The organism is Brevundimonas sp. (assembly GCF_041648055.1).
Classification (GTDB): Bacteria; Pseudomonadota; Alphaproteobacteria; order Caulobacterales; family Caulobacteraceae; genus Brevundimonas.
This window is the reverse complement of sequence record NZ_JBAZPS010000006.1, coordinates 36,655-55,511: the sequence shown is the minus strand read 5'-3', so window position 1 is coordinate 55,511 and position 18,857 is coordinate 36,655. Positions and strand designations below refer to the sequence as shown.

Below are 18,857 nucleotides of genomic sequence, written 5' to 3'. Positions count from 1 at the left end.
GCTTCAGGGCAGGGGGGCGAAGCTCTTGCTCTCGCAGCGCAACTCGCTGGCCTTGCGGATGGCCATTGGCGCGGCGCTGAACCAGTAGCCGGCATCGTCTTCACGCAGGGCCCGGCGGCGTTCGATCGCCCGCATCCGGCGAAGGGCGGCGTTCTCCAGCAGGCGCGCGTGCAGGGCGCGGGGCGACAGTTCTGCGATGGCGGGGGAACCGGGGACGGCGACGGCGTCGGGGCCGATGGGTTCCACCGCCGGGCGGGCGATGGCGATGAACATGAGGGTCTCGTTGTCAGGAGGGGGCGACGCTTCTGCATCACAGGGTTCGGGGAGTTAACCACAGGGTCTGTGGATAGTTCCGCAATCTGACGAAATAATGTTCATTGATTCAGTGTGTTAGTGCCCCGATCTGGCCTTCTTGGTTAAAAAATCATTAACAGCGTTCGGTGATCAGCGCGTCAGCCGGTCAAGGTGTGCCTGCCAGGCGGCGCGGCCGGTGGCGGTCATGACGATCCGAGTTCTGGGCTTGCGGCCCAGAAAGCCCCGCCTCAGGATAACGTAACCCGCGGCCTCGAGCCGTTGCAGGTGGCTGGAGAGGGCGTTGTTGGCAATCTCCAGAGCCGAGGCAGCAGCCACGAAATCGCCTTCGCCCTGATCGGACAGCCAGGCCAGCAGGCCCGCTCGAACACGATGAGACAACAGGGCGTCTTCTTCAGTCATCCACGCCGCGTCCGCATCAGCAGGACTGCCGGCAGGAAGGCCAGCAGCAACAGGCACCCACACATGATCGGTAGCGCCCACAGGGTATTGCCGACATAGGCCAGGGCGATGGCGGCGGCGAAACTGCTGACGGCGACAACCAGCAGCCAGCGTCGGTCGCTGGCGATCGCTGTGGCCCACCACGCGCTGCCCCACAGCACCAGAAGGACCGGCCCCACAAAATGCACGGCATAGACGGCGTCGCTGGGTGGCTCGTTCCGAGTGAACAGCACAGCTGACGCGTAAAGCGTCACTAGGGCGATGAAGGCGGCAGACCAGACCGCTGAGGCCGCACGGTTCAATCGCACGCGATGAGGCCCTATCGTCCGCCAGATCGTCCAGAGAAGGGCGACCAGAAACGCCAGATGAGCCGCGACGAAAACCCAGCGGCCCAGGAACTCGGATATGGGCCCTGGATGCGCATAGGGTGTTGGGGGGCCTTCGACGGTGAAGGCCACGATCACCGACAACAGGGCAAAACCATAGACGCCGCCAAACACCGCCATGAGCAGCAGAAAAGGCGCCGGCTCACCCCGTCCTGCCGCCGCCAGACGCTTCAGATAGGCCAGGTCGCCTTCATCGGTTCCAGTTTGACCAGTCATTTCATTCCCGCCGTCAAATGATATGACTACTTTTAAATGCAAAGTAGTCGAGTCAAGAGGCTAAGCGTCCCCTTCGCATGGAGGCGCTAACCGATTAAGGCTGTGCAGTGCGCTTTGACGAACGATACATTGAGGAACTGAAGGCTCGCCTTCGCCCGTCCGACGTCATCGGGCGGTCGGTGAAGCTCAAGCGTCAGGGCCGCGAATACGTCGGCCTGTCGCCCTTCTCCAAGGAAAAGTCGCCGTCGTTTTTCGTCAACGATGACAAGGGCTTCTTCCACGATTTCAGCTCCGGCAAGCACGGCGACATCATCAGCTTCCTGCAGGAGACAGAGCGGCTGACTTTCGTCGAGGCGGTCCAGCGTCTGGCCGGCGAGGCAGGCATGGCCCTGCCGGCGGAAGACCCTCAGGCCGCCGAGCGCGAGGAAAAGCGCAAGGGTCTGGCCGACTGGATGGACCTGTCCCAGAAATGGTTCGCCGCCAATCTGCGCCGCTCGGTGGGCAAGGCGGCGCGGGAGTATCTGGAGCGGCGCGGCCTGCCCGAGGATCAGTGGGAGCGGTTCGGCCTGGGCTATGCGCCGAATGACCGCGAGGGGCTGAAACAGGCCCTGGTTCAGCGCGGTGCCAAACCCGGCGATCTGGTCGAGGCGGGGATGCTGATCGCGCCGGAGGGTGGCGGCAACCCCTACGACCGGTTCCGCGACCGGCTGATGTTCCCGATCCTGGATGCGCGGGGGCGGATCGTGTCGTTCGGCGGCCGGGCCATGAACCCCGACGACCGCGCCAAATATCTGAACGGCCCGGAAAGCCCGCTGTTTCACAAGGGAGCCACCCTCTACGGCCTGCCCGAGGCACGACGCATCCTGGGGGCCGAGTCCAAGGGCGAACAGGCCGTCGTCGTGGTCGAGGGCTATATGGACGTCATTGCCTGCCAGCGCGCGGGCATCCCCGCCGTCGCCCCCATGGGCACGGCCCTGACCGAAGAGCAAATGGCGTTGCTGTGGCGCGTGTCGTCCGAGCCCGTGCTGTGCTTCGACGGCGATGCAGCAGGCAGGCGCGCCGCCTATCGCGCCATTGATCGCGCCCTGCCGCAGTTGAAATCAGGCAAGTCGTTCCGCTTCGCCCTTCTGGACGGGGGGCAGGATCCCGACGACATCCTGCGTGACAAGGGTGCGCCCGCCCTGCGTCAGGCCATGTCGGGCACGCGGCCCTTCGCCGAGGTCCTGTTCGGCAAGGAGGCCGAGCTCGAACCGCTGGATACGCCAGAGCGCCGTGCCGGGCTGAAAGGTCGACTGCGACAGGCGGCCTCGGCCATTCAGGACAAGGACCTGGCCGATCAGTATCGTCGCGACTTGTTCGACCGGTTCGACGCCCTGTTCACGCCGCAGCGCGCTCCACAGTCCGTGTCAGGCCGTCAGGCTCCGGGCCAGAGTTTCAGCGGGCGTGGACGTGGGCGCTTTGGTCCACCGCCTATGCTGGGCCAGACGACGGAAGGCGCGCAGGCCATGCAGTCGCTGTCGCGCTCCATCGAGCCCGTGGCGGCCGCACTGGCCCATGGTGCCATCGACGATCCGGCCCGCATGGATGATCATCTGGAAGACATCGCGGCGCATGGCTTCGGCGACAAGGCACTGGATGGGCTGGCGCAGGAACTCGTCCGGTTGCGGTTCAGTGCCCAGGGAACAGCCCAAACCCTTGACAGCGCGGCCTTGCGACGCCATCTGGCGCAGTCGGGTCACGATGCTTTAGTGCGCGAGGTCGAGAAGGCGGCGGCAAAGTCCGGCGCGCCTTTCCTGGCCGCAAATGCGCCCCTCGCCGAAGCAAGGATCCGATGGTCGCAGGCGTTCGACGCACTTACTCGCGTCGCCGCCCTTGAAGATGCGCTGGCCTCGGCGGCCTCCATGCCGGGTCAGGATGAGGCGTTCCGCAGGTTGAAAGCCGAGCGGGATGCTTTGCGTCGCGCGGTCAAAACCGGTGAGATTTGGGAAGACAAAGCGGGCTCGTAACCAACGACCCCGTCACACATTGTATGAGATGGACGGCCTGATCAGCCCTCCGTCCGGAGACTGACTGAATGAGTGAAACGACCGAGACGCAGGAAGCCGAAGTCCAGAGCGACGGCCCGCTGCTCGACCTTACCGACGCCGGCGTCAAGAAATTCATCAAGCAGGCCAAGGCCAAGGGCTATGTGACGATGGAGGAGCTGAACAAGGTTCTGCCCTCCGAAGAGGTGACCCCCGACGCGATCGAGGACACCCTGGCCATGCTGTCCGAAATGGGCGTCAACGTCGTTGAGGCCGAAGAAGACGCAGGCGAAGCGGCGGGCACCGATGTCGCGGCTGCCGCCGGAACGGCCGTTGCCGAGGCTCCGGCCAAGGCCGCCTATGACCGCACCGACGACCCCGTGCGGATGTATCTGCGCGAGATGGGCTCGGTCGAGCTGCTGAGCCGCGAGGGCGAGATCGCCATCGCCAAGCGGATCGAGGCCGGCCGCGACGCCATGATCTCGGGTCTGTGCGAAAGCGCCCTGACGTTCGAGGCCATCATGGTGTGGCGTGACGAACTGGCCAACAACCGGATTCTGCTGCGTGAGGTCATCGACCTGGACGCCACCTATGGCGTGCTGAACCCGTCGTCCCTGCCGCACAACCAGCCGCCCCAGCCGCTGCCGGGTGAAAAGCCTGTGCCGTCTTCGGAAACCGAGGAAAAGGCGGACGAGGACGAGGAAGACGAAGACTTCGACGACGGCGGCGGGATGTCCATCTCGGCGCTGGAGGCCGAACTGCGTGACGGCGTCATGGACGTGCTGGACGCGGTGGCCGGCGATTTCGGGGCCTTCCGCAAGCTGCAGGACAAGCTGGTCGAGAGCCGCCTGAAGGGCGAGGTCCTGACCGCCAAGGACCAGAAGGCCTATGACACCCTGACGGCGACCATTTCCGGTCGCCTGAAGACGATGAAGTTGAACAACAACCGCATCGAGGCCCTGGTCGAGCAGCTTTATGCGATCAACAAGCGCCTGATCGGCCTGGAGGGACGCCTTCTGCGCCTGGCCGACAGCTACGGCATCTCGCGGCCCGAGTTCCTGAAGTCGTATTTCGGTGCCGAGCTGGACCCCAACTGGGCCGATAGCGTCAAGGACATGGGCGTGCGCTGGACCAAGTTCAGCGAGAACGAATCCGCCCAGATCGCGCAGATCCGGGGCGACGTCGCCGCCGTGGCAACCGAGGCCGGCCTGCCGATCGATGACTATCGTCGCATCGTCCAGAAGGTCCAGAAAGGTGAGCGCGAGGCCCGTCAGGCCAAGAAAGAGATGGTCGAGGCCAACCTGCGCCTGGTCATCTCCATCGCCAAGAAATACACCAACCGCGGCCTGCAGTTCCTGGACCTGATCCAGGAAGGCAACATTGGTCTCATGAAGGCGGTCGACAAGTTCGAGTACCGCCGCGGCTACAAGTTCTCGACCTACGCCACCTGGTGGATCCGTCAGGCGATCACGCGCTCCATCGCCGACCAGGCGCGGACCATCCGTATCCCGGTCCACATGATCGAGACGATCAACAAGATCGTCCGCACCTCACGCCAGATGCTGCACGAGATCGGCCGCGAGCCGACCCCGGAAGAACTGGCCGAAAAGCTGGCCATGCCGCTGGAGAAGGTGCGCAAGGTTCTGAAGATTGCCAAGGAGCCGATCTCGCTCGAAACGCCCATCGGCGACGAGGAAGACAGCCACCTGGGCGACTTCATCGAGGACAAGAACGCGATCCTGCCCATCGATGCCGCCATTCAGTCTAACCTGCGCGAGACCACGACCCGCGTGCTGGCGTCCCTGACGCCGCGCGAGGAGCGGGTTCTTCGGATGCGCTTCGGCATCGGCATGAACACCGACCACACGCTTGAAGAGGTCGGCCAGCAGTTCTCGGTGACGCGTGAGCGCATCCGTCAGATCGAAGCCAAGGCGCTGCGCAAGCTGAAGCATCCGTCGCGGTCGCGGAAGCTGCGGTCCTTCCTGGACAGCTAGGTCTCAAATCCTCTCCCGGCGGGAGAGGAGCGAGGCTCAGTTCGGCTTGGGATCGTAGACCACACGGCAGTCGCCATCGATCGTGGTGTAGCGGTTGTTGGCGGCGTCCACGAACGAGATGCGTCCGCCGTCGTCGTATTCAACCTTGCCGGTGGACCGTCCCTCGAAATTCTGGACGCCATAGCTCCAGCAGGTGATCTGGGCCGGACGATCCCCCCAAGTCGCATCGTTGCGTGCTCGCTTGCTGTCGGTACAGGCGGCGGTGAACAGGACGGCGGCGAGGAGCGGAAGGAACAGGACGGGCTTCATGGGGCACTGGTGCCATGCTGCAGCTCGGGTGGGAAGCCCGTTCTGACGGCCCACTTTTGCAACAGCCTCGCCGCGCAACGTTCTTTTTTCCGCCTCGCCGTCTCGTGATTCAAGCGTCTGACGAAATCCGCTAGCGTCCCGGCGATGACGCATCCGCTTCGCCTGATCCTCGCTCCGCTAGCCCTTGTGGCGTTGGCAAGTTGTAGTGCCATGCTGCCTGAGCCTGCGCGGCCCAGCTATCCGGCTGCGCCCTCCCGCACCGAGGCCCCTCTGGTCGGGGCGCTGGTCGATCTGCCGCTCGGCGGCAACACGCGCGAGGCGTTGATCCGCGAAAGCGCAGACCTTCGCCAGTGCGTGACGCAGCTGACGGCGGCGCGGGTGAACTTCAGCCCTGTTCCGGACCGGGTGAACTCGGCCACGTGCGGCCTCACTGGCGCAGGTGTTCTGGGCGCGGACATGGGCACGGTCGCGCGGATGTCGCCGGGCGACGTCCAGATGACCTGCCGCACCGCCTTGGCGCTGAGCATCTGGCGGCGACAATCGCTGGAGCCGGCGGCGCGGGAAATCCTGGGCTCGGACGTGATCCAGATCGACCACATGGGGGCCTATGCCTGTCGCAATGTGAACAACGGTGCGGGCAGCACCCGGATCAGCGCCCATTCCCAGGCCGCCGCGCTGGATTTCGCCGGCGTGCGCCTGCGCGACGGGCGGCGCATCACCGTCCTGAACGACTGGAACGGCGACACGCCCGAGGCGCGGTTCCTGCGCCGTATCCGCGACGACGCCTGCCGCATCTTCGGCACCACGTTGAGCCCCGACTACAACGCCGTGCATGCCGACCACCTCCATCTGGAGGCGACCGACACGCGGTTCTGCCGCTAGGCAGCGAGCGTCACTTGCCCTCGAACACCGGCGCGAACCCGCCCCACATCATGCGCTTGCCGTCGAACGGCATGTCCATGTCGGCGAAGGCGGGGTCGGCTTCCATCTGCTGCCAGCAGGCGTCGGCAGTGGCGCGGTCGGGCCATTTCAGCCAGGCGAAGACCACCACCTCGCCGGGCTCCAGCTTTACGGCCAGGTCGAAACCGGTGACCTTGCCGGGCGGGATGTCCTCGCCCCAGCATTCGATCTGCTCCAACGCCCCGTACTTCTGGAACAGCGGCCAGGATTTGCGGGCAGAGTCGATATAGCGCTCCTTGTCCTCGGTTTTGACGGGGGTGAGGAAGCCGGTGATGTAGGACATCTTTCTTTCTCCTTCGGAGGGTTGGCCCCTAACGCTCGCGACGCGGTCGCTCGCTACTTGAGGGGCAGGGCGGGTCGTTGGTCAGGCGTATCAGGTCACCTCACGCGGCCCTGTCAGCAGCCGCCTCGATGACCGCGATGTCGATCTTGTGCATGGTCATCATGGCCTCGAAAGCGGCCCTGGCGCGGGCGGGGTTGGGGTCGGTGTAGAACTCCAGCAGGCGGCGCGGGGTGATTTGCCAATTGACGCCCCAGCGATCCTTGCACCAGCCGCAGGCGCTCTCGGCCCCGCCATGGCCGACGATCGCATTCCACAGGCGATCGGTCTCGGCCTGGTCATCGGTCTGGATCATGAAGGACACCGCCTCGGTGTGCGGGAACTGGGGGCCGCCGTTCAGGCCGACGAACGACTGTCCGGCCAGGGTGAACTCGACCACCAGTTCCTCGCCCGCCTTGCCGGACGGGTTGTCGGAGGGGCTGGCGTGGACACCGTCGATGCGGCTGTCGGGCAGGCCCAGGGTCATGTAGAATTCAGCGGCCTTGCGGGCCTGACCCAGGTCATACCAGAGGCAGGGGGCGATCTTGCTGGTCATTGGCCCGCCTCCGCCAGTTCGGCCAGTTGATCGGCGGCGGCGGCCCAGCCCTGTTCGAAGCCCATTTCACGATGGGTGGCGGCGGCCTTTTCGTCCCAGTGGCGGGCGGTGGCGGTATAGCGGGTGCCGTCGCCCTCAGGCTCGAAGGTGTCGATGCGGACGAAGTTCATGTCGCCCGGCTGGGGCACCCAGCCCTCGGTCATGGCCCCGGTCGAGACCAGCCGATGGTTGGGCACGACCTCCAGAAACACACCCTGGTAGCTGTGCGTTTCGCCCTCGGGCGAGGCCATGGTGATGTTGGCCCGGCCACCGGGTCGCAGATCGAAATCGACCGCAGGTGTCGTCCAGGGCCGGGGCGTGAACCATTCGGTGCCCCGTTCGACATAGACCTGCCAGACCGTTTCGGGCGGGGCGGCAATGTAGCGGGTGATGCTGAGTTCGGTGGTCATGGTGTTTCCTCTGGGCATATCGGGCACGCATGGATCAGACGCAGGGCAGCACTCTCTGCTCAAGCGCGATGTCCGCGCGATAGCAGGGCGGGACTTCGCCCGCGTTCAGTCTGGCAAAGGCCTCGGCGATACGCGGCGGGGCCTTGGGGCGGGCATACATCCGCTCTACGAACCGGCGGCAGTTGGGGGACGCTTCCAGCAGGCCGCCGTCCTCGTCGGCCCAGTCCAGCGTGTAGGCGGCGTTGAAGTCGGCGACAGTCAGGCTGGATCCGACCATGTAGTCGCGACCCTGAAGATGCGCCTCAAGCGGGGCCAGCATGCGCAGGCAGTCGCGGCGGGCGAGGGGGACGTCTGCCGGGATCCGCTCGGCCTCGGGATAGATGACGGTGTGCAGGCCCATGCGCCACAGCGGCTGTTCGATCTCGGTGACGAGAAACAGGTTCCACTGATGCATGCGCGCCCGCTCGGCAGGGTCGGTCGGCAGGAACCGCTCTCCGCCGTGGGCCTCGGCCAGATACATCATGATGGCGACGGATTCCGCCATGGCCAGGGTGCCATCGACCAGCGCCGGAGCCTTGCCGAACGGATTGATGGCCAGGAACGCTTCGCCCTGATGCTCTCCGGCCGGGATATCCAGCGGGATGATCTCGCAGTCGATATCCAGTTCGTTCAGCAGCCAGATCGGCCGGGTCGCGCGGGTGGGTGGTGTGCCGTACAGTTTCATGGGCGTGTCCTCCGTTAGCCTCCCCGTCTGCGCGGGGATGACGACGATTGCGGTCAGGCGGCGGCGGGGGCCTCGCCCGAGGCGGCGGCCGGGTCCATCCACATGATCTCCCAGATGTGTCCGTCGGGGTCTTCGTAGCTGCGGCCATACATGAAGCCGTAGTCCTGTTCCGGGGTCGGGTCGGGGGTGCCGCCGGCCTTAACTGCCGCATCCAGCTGGGCCAGGACGGCGTCCTTGCTGTCGCACGACAGGCACAGAAGGGCGTGGACGCTGGAGCGGTCGCCGATGGGGCGGTTGGTGAAGCTGGCGAACTTCGGATGGGTCAGCAGCATCACATAGATGGTGTCGGAGATGACCATGCAGGCGGCGGTGTCGTCGCTGAACTGCGGGTTCTTCGTGGCTCCGGTCGCTTCGTAGAAAGCGACGGATTTTGCCAGGTCAGAGACCGGCAGGTTGATGAAGATCATGCGGGACATCGGCTTCGCCTTTTCCTTTGGGCGCTAACGCTCGGGACACGGTCCCTCGCTGCTTGAGCGCGCTTTGTTGGGCGCTAGCGCTCGCCTCGCGGAGGCTTGCTGCTTGAGCGCGTTTCTTTGGCGCTACCGCTCGGGACGCGGTCCCTCGCTGCTTAGCGCCGGTGGGGGTTCCTCTGCGGCATTCGGTGCGACGCCGTTGACGTTGTGCATCAAGCCGAAGCTGGTTATATATGTCAACCATGAAGTTAGAAAAACTAACCAAAAAGAATCCGGAGCTGAAACGCTGGTACGATGACGCCTGCGGAACCGCCCATGCGCTGGAGCTGGTCGGAGAGCGGTGGTCGCTGCTGATCATGCGCGAGATGATGTTCGGGCCGCGCCGGTTCGGCGATATCCGCGCCGCCCTGCCAGGGATCAGCGCCAATGTGCTGACGCAAAGGCTGGAGACGCTGGAGAGCCACGGCATCGTCGTGCGGTCCAAACTGCCCCCGCCGGCGTCCGTACAGGTCTATGGGCTAACGCCGTGGGGCTATGAGGCGGATCAGCTGCTGATCGTTCTGGGCAACTGGGCGGCGCGGTCGCCGGGGCATGACCCGACCCTGCCCCTGTCCAAGACGTCGCTGATGCTGTCGTTCCGGACGATGTTCCAGGCCGATGTGGCGGGGGACCGGGTCGTGACCGTCGGCTTCGTGCTGGGCGAGGAGACATTCCGGGTGCGAGTCGAGAACGGCACCCTGACGCCGCGCCGGGCCGAGATCGACGACGCTGATGTGGTCTTCGACACCACGCCCGAGGCCATGGCCGGCTATGTCTATGGCAAGGTGCCGCTGGAGGCGATGGAAGAGGCGGGAGCCATCGTCGTGAAGGGAGATCGCAATGCGGCCCTGCGCTTCCAGACCTGGTTCATCCTGCCGCCCAAGGCGGAGAAGCCGCTCTAGGCCAGAATGTCCGAAAACTCGGGATGTCGCTTCAGCCAGGCGACGGCGTAGCTGCACTGGGGAGCCAGCTTCAGCTTTTCAGCCCGCGCATGTTCGGACAGGGCACGCATGAAGGTGCTGGCCGCGCCGGTGCCACGCAGGGCGGGATCGGCCTCGACATGCAGGATGATGCGGGTGTCGCCCTGGGTCGCATAGTCGGCGAAGACGGTGCGGGTCTGGCCGTCCGGATCCACGAAGCCCTGTTCGAAGCGGTTCTGGTCCCGCACGTCGCGCAAATCACTCATTACTGTCCCCGGTGGTTCCGGACTGCCAATGTCGGCCATCCGACACAGCAAACCCGCCCAGCCCTGCGCCGTTCCAGCTTGGCCGATAAGAGTTTTTTTGCTGCGCTCAGGGGGCGCGGTCGCGGGCCAGGTTCAGGGCCGCGATGGCGCTGCGGACGGTGAACCACAGCGTCAGCCCGATCAGTGCCAGTCCGCTGACGACAGTCAGCGGCAGCAACCAGGCCGCCTGGCTGGGGTCCATCGCCAGGCTGACGATCCCGACCATGCAGATGCCGGTCAGCACGATATTGATCACCGCCGACGTCCAGAACAGCTTCAACTGACGATCCAGATGCTGGCGGGCCAGGCCGGTCGCGCCGCCCCGCGCCGAGGCCGCCACCAGCATGCCGACGATGGCCAGCAGATTGGCGCTGGGCAGGGCCAGCAGATACAGCACCCAGACGATCATGGCCGCCGGCTTGCCCGCCGATTCATGGGTCTGGTTGAACCGGGGGCGACCGGGCTCCGGCGGCAGGACCGTCATAGCCTCAGATCCACCAGCCCGATGGATTCCGGATCGGCCGTCCGGACTTCAGCGCCATGACACCAGCAGCTCCGCGCAGGATGACCCAGATGGCCAGCAGGAACAGCACCGGCACACCCAAGGCGAACGGGGCCGCAATCAGGACCAGCCCGACCACTGCCGCCACCGCCGCCGCGAACAGGGTCCGCCGCTGATATAGGTGGTGCGAGCGTGACAGGTCGTCGGACGGGACGGCGCGGCTGATGATGGCCAGCAGGCCGACGATCACTGACACCCCCAGCGTCGGCACAGCAAACAGGATCAGGGCATAGCCGGTGAACAGTCCCGTGCCGCCGTTCGGCAGGTCGGCGGGCTCGCCGCGACCGCGTGCGCGGGTGGAAAACTCGGAAGGTGCAAAGACCGATCCCGCACTGACCGGCGCAGCGGCGACACCAGTTTCAGGTGTGGGTTCAGGCGTGGACGATGCAGCCACCGCTTCCGGAGACGGATCGAACAGGTCCGGTTCGGGCTCACGCGCGGCCCGGGCCGGCGATGCAGGCCGGGCAGGCTGCGCCTCCTCACGCGGACGACCGGCCAGAGATGCGGGCGTCGAGAAGCCGACCAAGTCGTCGTGGTCGTCGGGAACCTGGGGGTCCTTGGGGGCGCCGGGTTCGGCCATCGACAATCCTGGGCTGGCAATCGGGTACGCGGCGAACAATGACGCCGCCGCCCGTTCGGCGCAACTAGCCGCGCGTCAGCACGACCTCGCAGCCGGGTGCGATGACACCCTCCAGAGCGCCTGGTTTCTCGATACGCACCACGCACCGCTGGACATGCGCCTCCCGCAGGCAGGACAGGGCCAGTCGCTGGGCAAAGGTCTCGACAAGACCGACATGGCCCTCGTCCACGATGGCGCGGGCCGCGGCGGCGACGGTCTCGTAGTTGATGGTATCGCCCAAACGCTCGACCGGCCCCGGCGTCAGGGTCAGGGTGACGTCGATGACCAGGCTCTGCAGCCTGTTCTGCTCGTGATCGTGAATGCCGATCCCGGCCTGGACCGTCAGGCCGCGCACGAAGACGCTCAAGGCCTCATGGTGGACCGCATCACTGGCGCTGAAGGGCAGGGGGGCAGCACTCACGGCGTTACTCCAGAATGTCCGGGGTCTTCCAGGCCAGGTGCTGGCCCGCATCGACGGCGATCATCTGGCCGGTGACCAGATCGGCCTCGACCAGCCAGCGTACGGCATCGGCCACCGCTTCGGGGCTGCCCGGTCGCTGCAACAGGGTGGCGGCGGCCTCTGCGGCGAACTCTTCGTCGGTCTGATGGATGGAGGCCAGGGTCGGACCGGGGCCGACGCCATTGACCCGGATGCGCGGGGCCAGGGCCTGGGCCAGGGTCCGCGTCGCCCACCACAGGCCGTTCCTCGACAGGGCATAGGAGATGAAGCGCGGATCGGGCTTCAGTACCCGCTGGTCCAGCAGATTGACGATGCAGGAACCGTCAGCAGCCTGGCCCGCAAAGGCTTCGCTCAGCACGATCGGGGCCCGCAGATTGGTCTCCATATGGGCGTCCCAGGTCTCGCGCTCCAGCGATCCCACCCGGTCGTCCTCGAAGACGGAGGCATTGTTAACCAGCACGCTCAGCGGTCCGATCGCGGCCACGCCGTCCGGCACGATCCGCCGAACTTGCACCTCGTCCGACAGATCGCCCTGAACGGTTTCGGCCCGGCGACCCAGCGCCCGCACCTCGTCCGCGACGGCCTGCGCGGCGCCCTCGGACGATCGATAGTGGACGACGATGTCGAACCCGGCCCGCGCCAGCGTCAGACAGATGGCGCGCCCGATCCGCTTGCCCCCGCCCGTGACCAGGGCGGCTCCGCGACCGGTCGAGGTATCAGTCAACCCGGCCGAATTCGATGAAGTTGATCACGCCGAGAACGACGACGAAACCGAGGATGACGTAAAGGGCCAGCATGGCATGCTCCTGAGACTGGGGCTGCAATAGAGCCGCTACGCCTGATCATCAATAGGCGGCTGCGTCAGGGCAGGTGCGCCCTACCGATTCCGGTGCTAGCCATCGTGTCATGAACCCCAATCTCTTTCCCATGCTGCTGATCATTCTGGCCGGGGGTGCGACCGCCTTGCAGGCCCCGACGAATGCCAGGCTGATGACCGCCGTCGGCTCGCCGGTGAACGCAGCCTTCGTGTCGTTCGCGGTGGGGACGGTGGCGCTGGGGCTGATGGCGGTATTGTTCCAGACGCGGCCGGACATGGTCGCGGCGCGCAGCCTGCCCTGGTACGCCTGGATCGGCGGATTGTACGGCGTGGTCTTCGTGATCGCGGCGACCTGGGGCGTGCCCCGGCTGGGGGTGGCGCTGACCATCACCCTGATGGTGGCGGGCCAGCTGCTGATCAGCCTGATCCTGGATCACTTCGGCGCGTTCGGTGCGCCGCAGCAGCCCATCAATCTGGGCCGACTGGCGGGTGTCGCCCTGGTGATCGGCGGGGTGCTGATGGTTCGGCGGTTCTGATCGGGCGGATTGAATGTAACCTTTGCGTCGTCGGCAGCGAATGCACCGGACACGCACAGGGGGCCTCAATGACCGACATCGCCATTTCCAGATCGTCCAGTCTGGACGGCCGGGCCGCGCTGCGACTGGGGATCGTGCTGATCCTGCTGGTCTTTGGCTATATGAAATTCCTGCCCTATGAGGCCGAGGGGGTCGCCGGCATCGCCCGCGACTACTGGCTGTTCGGCTGGATGTATCCGCTGATCGGCGTGGCCGGGGCCTCGATCGTGATCGGTGTGCTGGAGCTGACGGCCGGCGTCTTGATCGCCCTGGGCGGGCGCATTCCGGTGGCCGGACTGGTCGGGGGTCTGATGGGGGTGGCGACCTTTCTGGTCACGCTCAGCTTCTTCTTCACCGCGCCGGGCATTGTGCAGGAGGGGTATGCCTTCCCCGCCCTGGCATCGACGGGCCAGTTTCTGGCCAAGGACATCGGCCTGCTGGCCATCTGTGTCTATCTGACCCTGGACGCGCGCTCACGGCTGATACCGACGCGCTGAGCGGTCGCGCGTCGCCGCGCGCCGTCCTATATCGGGTGGGATGCCGACCGACTCGCCCGCCCCTGAAACCCTGCCGCTCGTCGCCGCCGATCTGATCCGCGACGAGGCGCGGCGTGCGCCGGACAAGCCGGGCGTTTACCGAATGTATGGCGAGGACGGGACCTGCCTGTATGTCGGCAAGGCGCGGTCGATCAAGAAGCGTATCCTGCAGTATGCGCAAGGCCGGTTCCACACCCAGCGCATCGGCCTGATGGTCAGCCTGACCCGTTCGATGGAGCTGGTGGTCACGGCATCCGAGACCGAGGCCCTGCTGCTGGAATCCAACTTCATCAAGAAGCTGAAGCCGCGGTTCAACGTCGTCCTGCGCGACGACAAGTCCTTCGCCGAGCTGATGATCCGCAAGGACCATCGCGCGCCGCAGGTCCGCAAGCATCGCGGCGCGCATACGACGCCGGGCGACTATTTCGGACCGTTCGCATCGACCTGGGCGGTCAACCGCACCCTGAACACCTTGCAGAAGGCCTTCCTGCTGCGGTCCTGCTCGGACAGCGTCTACGAGACCCGCACCCGGCCCTGCATGCTGCATCAGATCAAGCGCTGCTCGGCCCCCTGCACCGGCCTGATCAGCCTGGAGGATTACGGCCAGCTGGTGGGCGAGGCGTCGGATTTCCTGAAGGGCAAGTCGCGCGCCGTCATCGCCCGCCTGTCCGAGGAAATGACCGCCGCCGCCGAGGCCATGGACTATGAACAGGCCGCCCGCGTGCGCGACCGCATCCGCGCCCTGTCGGCCATCAGCATGGAAAACTCCGTCAGCGCCGAAGGCGTGGCCGAGGCGGACGTCTTCGCCCTGTTCAGCGAGGGAGGCCAGGCCTGTGTCCAGGTCTTCTTCTACCGCGCGGGTCAGAACTGGGGCGGCCGCGCCTACTTCCCGCGCGTCGACCGGTCCGACACCGACCCCGAAATCCTGGCCGCTTTCCTGGGCCAGTTCTATGAGGACAAGCCGGTGCCCCGGCTGATCCTGTCCAACATCCTGCCGTTCGAGAAGGAACTGCTGGAGGAGGCCTTTTCGATAAAGGCCAAGACGGCCGACGGCCGCCGTGTGGTCTCGATCGAACAGCCGAAACGCGGCGACAAGGCCGCCCTGATCGACCACGCCCTGACCAATGCGCGCGAGGCCCTGGGTCGCAAGATGGCCGAGGGCTCGGCCCAGGGCAAAATCCTGGACGAGGTCTGCGAGGCCTTCGGTCTCGACAGTCGCCCCGAGCGGATCGAGGTCTACGACAACGCCCATATCCAGGGGACCAATGCGGTCGGCGGCATGATCGTGGCCGGGCCTGAAGGCTTCCAGAAGTCGCAGTATCGCAAGTTCAACATCAAGGGCACGGACCTGACCCCCGGCGACGACTACGGCATGATGCGCGAGGTCATGCGCCGTCGTTTCGGCCGACTGGTCAAGGATGAGGAGGAGGGGACCGAGGAGGTCGTGCGCCCCGACCTGCTGCTGATCGACGGCGGGGCGGGACAACTGGCCGAGGTGCTGGCCGTGCTGGCCGATCTGGGCCTGGACGACATCACGGCCGTGGGCGTGGCCAAGGGACCGGACCGCGACGCGGGCAAGGAGCATTTCTTCATGCCCGGCAAGCCGCCCTTCATGATGCCGCTGAAGTCACCGGCCCTCTATTACGTCCAGCGCCTGCGCGACGAGGCCCACCGCTTCGCCAACGGGGCCCACGCCAAGCGGCGGTCCATGGACATCAAGCGCAATCCGCTGGACGAGATCGAGGGCGTCGGCCCCGGTCGCAAAAAGGCCCTGCTGCACGCCTTCGGCTCAGCCAAGGGTGTGGGCCGCGCCTCGGTGGTCGATCTGGTCAAGGTGGACGGGATCAACCAGCCGCTGGCCGAACGCATCTACGGGTTCTTCCATCCTGAGCGCCGGGGCTAGGATGCGGCGTCAGGAGACACCGGCATGACCGACTTCGCCCAGGGCACGGTCCACGTCGCCGGGCCCGATCTTCAGGCCGCCGTGCAGGCCGACCCGGACACTCTGGCCCTCTGGCAGGCGCTCACCCCGCTGGGCCGCAACGAGTTCATCTGCTGGGTCGAGGACGCGAAACAGCCCGCGACCCGACAACGCCGCATCGCCCGCACCACCGAAGAACTGCGCGAAGGCAAGAAACGCCCCTGCTGCTGGTCCGGCTGCATCCACCGCACCGACAAGGCTCTCAGCCGCTGGCAGCAGGCCGTGCTGATCGACGGGAAGAAACACACTCGATCCAAGCCACAACTGTAGGATGACCCTTCAGGCCACCTGACGCCGCTTCGCTTGTTGGGCCAGCGATAAGGTGGTCTACTTTAAGTGGTATGCTGGCATCACAGGAAGCCGAACTGTGCGACCCCTATTGGTCCTTTGCGCCACCCTAACGTTCGGCTTCGCCAGTCCGGCGTCGGCACAACGACATTGGGGACCAGACCAAGTACCTTATTGCAGTATCCAAACACCAACCGACGCATGCCGCCAAGAGAGCATGGCCACCCTGCTCGCCAAGCTACAGTTACCTGACGCCGAGAGCATTGCGGCAGAAGGCTTTCGAGGGGTCAGAGTCTTTCGATACGACGCGTTTGGGACGATTTGGCCCGCGACGTTCATGCTCACCAAGCCGATAAACGAGTATCGCCGTGAGGGAACAGTGCAGGCGCGATCGATACAGGGTGACGGACGGCTCGTTACTCTGGAGCGACCGATATGGGAGGGTGGATGGAGGGAAATGGACGCCGTGCTTCGCGCGATCCTAGAGCGCCCTCCGGTTGAGCGCATTGCGCGGCCTGTTGTGTCCGGGGGGCCGCCTGCGCTGCCGCCATGCCTGGACCCCCCTGTCGTGATCATCGAAGTCGTTGATGAAGGACATGTGCACAGATGGTGGCCTGATACCTGCGGGGGTGACATAGCCGTCGAGCAGGCACAGCGCATCGCAGAGGTGGTAGCTGCTGCATTTCCGGCGTGTGGTCATTTTGCGATTGAGCGGTACGGTCGAGGCCTTGGCCGTGTTCGCGCTTGTCTGATGGTTGGAGGGAATGACCCCGTTGCGGCAGCGGAGGTCATGGAAATTCTTCGGCCCAACATCGGCGGAGACACAAGGGTGGCCTACGAAGCTGAGCGACAATCCAAAGATGTCAGCCTGCTGGGCGTCGGTGGGCAGCGCGCATCTGGTCGAGCCGAGGTGCTGGACGCCATGAAGAATGGTGCGCTGGGCAACCGGTGGCTTCGTGTTCTGCGGGCCACTGGAGATGCTTCTGAGGTTACGGTATCCGCACAGTTGATAGAGGTTGATAGGACCAACAATCCCGACCCTTACGTGCTGAATATGCGGTGGATTAAGGAAGCGGATGGCGAATGGCGCATCAATGCATGGTCGGTCGAGCAGCGGTAGGCTTGATCGCCAACCCCCTCTCCCCCAGGCGTCGCCGATCGCCTATACCGCCCTCATGACCGACGATTCCTCCGACACCCTTCTCGCCGGCTATCGCCGTTTTCGCCAGGATCACTGGCCCGAGGCCAAGGCCGAGTATGAGGCGCTGGCGGCGGGGCAGAAGCCGCACACCCTGATCGTGGCCTGTTCGGACAGCCGTGCCGATCCGGCCCTGATCTTCGACGCCGCGCCGGGCCAGCTGTTCGTGGTGCGCAACGTCGCCAACCTGGTCCCGCCCTATGAGCCGGATGGCCAGCTGCACGGGGTATCCGCCGCGCTGGAGTTCGGGGTGAAGGTGCTGGGTGTGTCGCGCATCGTGGTCATGGGCCATGCCCATTGCGGCGGCGTGGCGGCCATGCGGACCGGTGCCCCCGACAGCGTCCGGGACTTCGTCGCCCCCTGGATCGCGCAGGGCGAACCCGTCGTGCGCCGCGTCGCCGAGGCGGTCGAGCCGGACCATGTCGAACAGGCATCGGAAGAGGCCATCGTGCGCCTGTCGATCGACAATCTGCGCACCTTCCCCTGGATCGCCGAGCGCGAGGCGGCGGGGCAACTGACCCTCAGCGGCCTGCATTTCGGCATCGCCGACGGCATCCTGCGGGCCCTGCGTGGACCGGGCCGGTTCGAGGCGCTGGATTGAGGCTTCGCGCGATCCTCGCCTAAAGCAACGAAGCGTGGCACATCCCGTTGTCCAGACAGCCGTGCTTGAGACGGAATCGAGATCATGACCCCCAGCCATCCTGCCAATCCCATTCCGAATATCATCACGGGCCTGAGGCTGTTTGCCGGGGTGATCATGTTCCTGATCCTGGCCGGGGCCGCGCCGCAGGGCGTGCCCATCCTGTCGGAGTATCTGAGCCCCGACGACCAGTTCCGGTTCGGCCGCACCGCCTTCGTGATCTTCGTGGTGGCCGCGTCCAGCGACTGGATCGACGGCTTTCTGGCCCGGCGCTGGAATGCGACCACGCGCTGGGGGGCCATTCTGGACCCCATCGCCGACAAGGTTCTGGTCACCGGGGCCATCCTGGGCGTCCTGGCCTGGGGCGCCTTGCCCCAGATCGCCATTCCCTGCGGCCTGATCCTGTTCCGCGAGTTCGCCGTTTCGGCCCTGCGCGAAACCGTGGCGGGCAAGGTCAAGCTGCCGGTCACCCTGCTGGCCAAGTGGAAGACGGTCTTGCAGATGATCGCCCTGGGCGCGCTCCAGGTTGCCCTGCTGTGGGACGGCTTCGGCCTGCCGCTGGAATGGCAGCCGCATTTCCAGGTGTTCGCCTATGTCCTGATCTGGGCGGCCGCCATCGTTACCCTGTGGACCGGCTGGCAGTATTTCTCGAAGGCCCAGCAGAAGATGAGCGCGGTCTAGGATTCTCCCTCTCCTTCATGGGGAGGGATGTCGGCGCGAAGCGGCGACAGGGTGGGGGTGCGTATCGGAGAGC

The 18,857-nt window shown here is 65.6% G+C and carries 25 protein-coding genes; 11 read left to right on the top strand and 14 right to left on the bottom strand.

What is annotated here, in order from left to right; all coding sequences use genetic code 11:
* Positions 1 to 3: 3 nt before the first annotated feature.
* From WC585_RS12195 to WC585_RS12185, 3 genes are all read right to left on the bottom strand, one after another.
* Positions 4 to 273 carry a hypothetical protein gene (locus tag WC585_RS12195; RefSeq protein ID WP_373258253.1) on the bottom strand — a complete coding sequence of 90 codons (270 nt, stop codon included), beginning with the start codon at positions 271 to 273 and terminating at the stop codon, positions 4 to 6.
* 171 nt (positions 274 to 444) lie between these two features.
* Positions 445 to 714: a transcriptional regulator gene (locus WC585_RS12190; protein ID WP_373258252.1), complete on the bottom strand. Its 270-nt coding sequence runs from the start codon at positions 712 to 714 to the stop codon at positions 445 to 447.
* Positions 711 to 1,355 carry a hypothetical protein gene (locus tag WC585_RS12185; protein WP_373258251.1) on the bottom strand — a complete coding sequence of 215 codons (645 nt, stop codon included), beginning with the start codon at positions 1,353 to 1,355 and terminating at the stop codon, positions 711 to 713. The genes WC585_RS12190 and WC585_RS12185 overlap by 4 nt, the downstream gene beginning before the upstream one ends.
* 107 nt (positions 1,356 to 1,462) lie before the next feature.
* Between WC585_RS12185 and dnaG the strand changes: the two genes are divergently transcribed.
* Together dnaG and rpoD are read left to right on the top strand one after the other, a co-directional pair.
* Positions 1,463 to 3,361, top strand: a complete 1,899-nt coding sequence (gene dnaG, locus WC585_RS12180) for a DNA primase (RefSeq protein WP_373258250.1) — start codon at positions 1,463 to 1,465, stop codon at positions 3,359 to 3,361.
* 68 nt (positions 3,362 to 3,429) lie between these two features.
* Positions 3,430 to 5,373, top strand: coding sequence for an RNA polymerase sigma factor RpoD (gene rpoD / locus WC585_RS12175; protein WP_373258249.1), 1,944 nt, complete (start codon positions 3,430 to 3,432; stop codon positions 5,371 to 5,373).
* Between the two features lie 36 nt (positions 5,374 to 5,409).
* On the opposite strand, the gene WC585_RS12170 is transcribed toward rpoD, so the two are convergent.
* Entirely contained in the window at positions 5,410 to 5,682 is a 273-nt protein-coding gene (locus tag WC585_RS12170) for a hypothetical protein (protein ID WP_373258248.1), read from the bottom strand.
* A gap of 210 nt (positions 5,683 to 5,892) precedes the next feature.
* Here WC585_RS12170 and WC585_RS12165 point away from each other — a divergent pair, with 210 nt between their 5' ends.
* Complete coding sequence (locus WC585_RS12165) at positions 5,893 to 6,564, top strand: extensin family protein (protein ID WP_373258247.1); 672 nt, start codon at positions 5,893 to 5,895, stop codon at positions 6,562 to 6,564.
* A gap of 10 nt (positions 6,565 to 6,574) precedes the next feature.
* Here WC585_RS12165 and WC585_RS12160 read toward each other — a convergent pair whose 3' ends face one another.
* From WC585_RS12160 to WC585_RS12140, 5 genes are all read right to left on the bottom strand, one after another.
* On the bottom strand, positions 6,575 to 6,925 hold the full coding sequence (locus tag WC585_RS12160; RefSeq protein ID WP_373258246.1) for a DUF1428 domain-containing protein: 351 nt from the start codon (positions 6,923 to 6,925) through the stop codon (positions 6,575 to 6,577).
* A 100-nt stretch (positions 6,926 to 7,025) separates the two neighbouring features.
* On the bottom strand, positions 7,026 to 7,517 hold the full coding sequence (locus WC585_RS12155; protein WP_373258245.1) for a VOC family protein: 492 nt from the start codon (positions 7,515 to 7,517) through the stop codon (positions 7,026 to 7,028).
* Positions 7,514 to 7,966 (bottom strand): SRPBCC family protein, encoded by a 453-nt coding sequence (locus WC585_RS12150; protein ID WP_373258244.1) that lies wholly within the window; start codon positions 7,964 to 7,966, stop codon positions 7,514 to 7,516. The genes WC585_RS12155 and WC585_RS12150 overlap by 4 nt, the downstream gene beginning before the upstream one ends.
* 34 nt (positions 7,967 to 8,000) lie before the next feature.
* Positions 8,001 to 8,690 (bottom strand): glutathione S-transferase family protein, encoded by a 690-nt coding sequence (locus WC585_RS12145; RefSeq protein WP_373258243.1) that lies wholly within the window; start codon positions 8,688 to 8,690, stop codon positions 8,001 to 8,003.
* A 53-nt stretch (positions 8,691 to 8,743) separates the two neighbouring features.
* Positions 8,744 to 9,166: a VOC family protein gene (locus tag WC585_RS12140; RefSeq protein ID WP_373258241.1), complete on the bottom strand. Its 423-nt coding sequence runs from the start codon at positions 9,164 to 9,166 to the stop codon at positions 8,744 to 8,746.
* Positions 9,167 to 9,405: 239 nt separating this feature from the next.
* Between WC585_RS12140 and WC585_RS12135 the strand changes: the two genes are divergently transcribed.
* Positions 9,406 to 10,104 carry a winged helix-turn-helix transcriptional regulator gene (locus WC585_RS12135; protein ID WP_373258240.1) on the top strand — a complete coding sequence of 233 codons (699 nt, stop codon included), beginning with the start codon at positions 9,406 to 9,408 and terminating at the stop codon, positions 10,102 to 10,104.
* On the opposite strand, the gene WC585_RS12130 is transcribed toward WC585_RS12135, so the two are convergent.
* From WC585_RS12130 to WC585_RS12110, 5 genes are all read right to left on the bottom strand, one after another.
* Positions 10,101 to 10,388, bottom strand: a complete 288-nt coding sequence (locus WC585_RS12130; protein WP_373258238.1) for a GNAT family N-acetyltransferase — start codon at positions 10,386 to 10,388, stop codon at positions 10,101 to 10,103. The two genes, WC585_RS12135 and WC585_RS12130, sit on opposite strands and share 4 nt — an antisense overlap.
* A gap of 106 nt (positions 10,389 to 10,494) precedes the next feature.
* The gene (locus tag WC585_RS12125; protein WP_373258236.1) at positions 10,495 to 10,911 is read right to left on the bottom strand and encodes a hypothetical protein; all 417 of its coding nucleotides are present in this window, start codon (positions 10,909 to 10,911) and stop codon (positions 10,495 to 10,497) included.
* A gap of 4 nt (positions 10,912 to 10,915) precedes the next feature.
* Complete coding sequence (locus WC585_RS12120; protein ID WP_373258235.1) at positions 10,916 to 11,569, bottom strand: hypothetical protein; 654 nt, start codon at positions 11,567 to 11,569, stop codon at positions 10,916 to 10,918.
* A gap of 64 nt (positions 11,570 to 11,633) precedes the next feature.
* Positions 11,634 to 12,029 carry a dihydroneopterin aldolase gene (gene folB, locus WC585_RS12115; RefSeq protein ID WP_373258234.1) on the bottom strand — a complete coding sequence of 132 codons (396 nt, stop codon included), beginning with the start codon at positions 12,027 to 12,029 and terminating at the stop codon, positions 11,634 to 11,636.
* A 4-nt stretch (positions 12,030 to 12,033) separates the two neighbouring features.
* Positions 12,034 to 12,792: an SDR family oxidoreductase gene (locus tag WC585_RS12110; protein WP_373258233.1), complete on the bottom strand. Its 759-nt coding sequence runs from the start codon at positions 12,790 to 12,792 to the stop codon at positions 12,034 to 12,036.
* 182 nt (positions 12,793 to 12,974) lie between these two features.
* On the opposite strand from WC585_RS12110, the gene WC585_RS12105 reads away from it, so the two are divergent.
* The 7 genes from WC585_RS12105 to pgsA all read left to right on the top strand — a co-directional run bounded on the left by WC585_RS12105 (position 12,975) and on the right by pgsA (position 18,784).
* A complete protein-coding gene (locus tag WC585_RS12105) occupies positions 12,975 to 13,421 on the top strand; it encodes a DMT family transporter (protein ID WP_292174696.1) in 447 nt (148 codons plus the stop codon).
* A gap of 68 nt (positions 13,422 to 13,489) precedes the next feature.
* A complete protein-coding gene (locus tag WC585_RS12100) occupies positions 13,490 to 13,957 on the top strand; it encodes a YkgB family protein (protein WP_373258231.1) in 468 nt (155 codons plus the stop codon).
* A 40-nt stretch (positions 13,958 to 13,997) separates the two neighbouring features.
* The gene (gene uvrC, locus WC585_RS12095; RefSeq protein ID WP_373258229.1) at positions 13,998 to 15,899 is read left to right on the top strand and encodes an excinuclease ABC subunit UvrC; all 1,902 of its coding nucleotides are present in this window, start codon (positions 13,998 to 14,000) and stop codon (positions 15,897 to 15,899) included.
* Positions 15,900 to 15,923: 24 nt separating this feature from the next.
* On the top strand, positions 15,924 to 16,247 hold the full coding sequence (locus WC585_RS12090) for a YdeI/OmpD-associated family protein (protein WP_373258227.1): 324 nt from the start codon (positions 15,924 to 15,926) through the stop codon (positions 16,245 to 16,247).
* A gap of 586 nt (positions 16,248 to 16,833) precedes the next feature.
* Entirely contained in the window at positions 16,834 to 17,385 is a 552-nt protein-coding gene (locus WC585_RS12085) for a hypothetical protein (RefSeq protein ID WP_373258226.1), read from the top strand.
* Positions 17,386 to 17,440: 55 nt separating this feature from the next.
* The gene (locus WC585_RS12080) at positions 17,441 to 18,064 is read left to right on the top strand and encodes a carbonic anhydrase (protein ID WP_373258225.1); all 624 of its coding nucleotides are present in this window, start codon (positions 17,441 to 17,443) and stop codon (positions 18,062 to 18,064) included.
* An 84-nt stretch (positions 18,065 to 18,148) separates the two neighbouring features.
* The gene (gene pgsA / locus WC585_RS12075) at positions 18,149 to 18,784 is read left to right on the top strand and encodes a CDP-diacylglycerol--glycerol-3-phosphate 3-phosphatidyltransferase (protein ID WP_292175510.1); all 636 of its coding nucleotides are present in this window, start codon (positions 18,149 to 18,151) and stop codon (positions 18,782 to 18,784) included.
* Positions 18,785 to 18,857: the final 73 nt, after the last annotated feature.

Coding starts and splice junctions, on each gene's coding strand:
- WC585_RS12195 (WP_373258253.1), bottom strand. CDS start 273: ATGTTCATCGCCATCGCCCGCCCGGCGGTGGAACCCATCGGCCCCGAC.
- WC585_RS12190 (WP_373258252.1), bottom strand. CDS start 714: ATGACTGAAGAAGACGCCCTGTTGTCTCATCGTGTTCGAGCGGGCCTG.
- WC585_RS12185 (WP_373258251.1), bottom strand. CDS start 1,355: ATGACTGGTCAAACTGGAACCGATGAAGGCGACCTGGCCTATCTGAAG.
- rpoD (WP_373258249.1), top strand. CDS start 3,430: ATGAGTGAAACGACCGAGACGCAGGAAGCCGAAGTCCAGAGCGACGGC.
- WC585_RS12170 (WP_373258248.1), bottom strand. CDS start 5,682: ATGAAGCCCGTCCTGTTCCTTCCGCTCCTCGCCGCCGTCCTGTTCACC.
- WC585_RS12165 (WP_373258247.1), top strand. CDS start 5,893: ATGCTGCCTGAGCCTGCGCGGCCCAGCTATCCGGCTGCGCCCTCCCGC.
- WC585_RS12160 (WP_373258246.1), bottom strand. CDS start 6,925: ATGTCCTACATCACCGGCTTCCTCACCCCCGTCAAAACCGAGGACAAG.
- WC585_RS12155 (WP_373258245.1), bottom strand. CDS start 7,517: ATGACCAGCAAGATCGCCCCCTGCCTCTGGTATGACCTGGGTCAGGCC.
- WC585_RS12150 (WP_373258244.1), bottom strand. CDS start 7,966: ATGACCACCGAACTCAGCATCACCCGCTACATTGCCGCCCCGCCCGAA.
- WC585_RS12145 (WP_373258243.1), bottom strand. CDS start 8,690: ATGAAACTGTACGGCACACCACCCACCCGCGCGACCCGGCCGATCTGG.
- WC585_RS12140 (WP_373258241.1), bottom strand. CDS start 9,166: ATGTCCCGCATGATCTTCATCAACCTGCCGGTCTCTGACCTGGCAAAA.
- WC585_RS12135 (WP_373258240.1), top strand. CDS start 9,406: ATGAAGTTAGAAAAACTAACCAAAAAGAATCCGGAGCTGAAACGCTGG.
- WC585_RS12130 (WP_373258238.1), bottom strand. CDS start 10,388: ATGAGTGATTTGCGCGACGTGCGGGACCAGAACCGCTTCGAACAGGGC.
- WC585_RS12125 (WP_373258236.1), bottom strand. CDS start 10,911: ATGACGGTCCTGCCGCCGGAGCCCGGTCGCCCCCGGTTCAACCAGACC.
- WC585_RS12120 (WP_373258235.1), bottom strand. CDS start 11,569: ATGGCCGAACCCGGCGCCCCCAAGGACCCCCAGGTTCCCGACGACCAC.
- WC585_RS12105 (WP_292174696.1), top strand. CDS start 12,975: ATGAACCCCAATCTCTTTCCCATGCTGCTGATCATTCTGGCCGGGGGT.
- WC585_RS12100 (WP_373258231.1), top strand. CDS start 13,490: ATGACCGACATCGCCATTTCCAGATCGTCCAGTCTGGACGGCCGGGCC.
- uvrC (WP_373258229.1), top strand. CDS start 13,998: ATGCCGACCGACTCGCCCGCCCCTGAAACCCTGCCGCTCGTCGCCGCC.
- WC585_RS12090 (WP_373258227.1), top strand. CDS start 15,924: ATGACCGACTTCGCCCAGGGCACGGTCCACGTCGCCGGGCCCGATCTT.
- WC585_RS12080 (WP_373258225.1), top strand. CDS start 17,441: ATGACCGACGATTCCTCCGACACCCTTCTCGCCGGCTATCGCCGTTTT.
- pgsA (WP_292175510.1), top strand. CDS start 18,149: ATGACCCCCAGCCATCCTGCCAATCCCATTCCGAATATCATCACGGGC.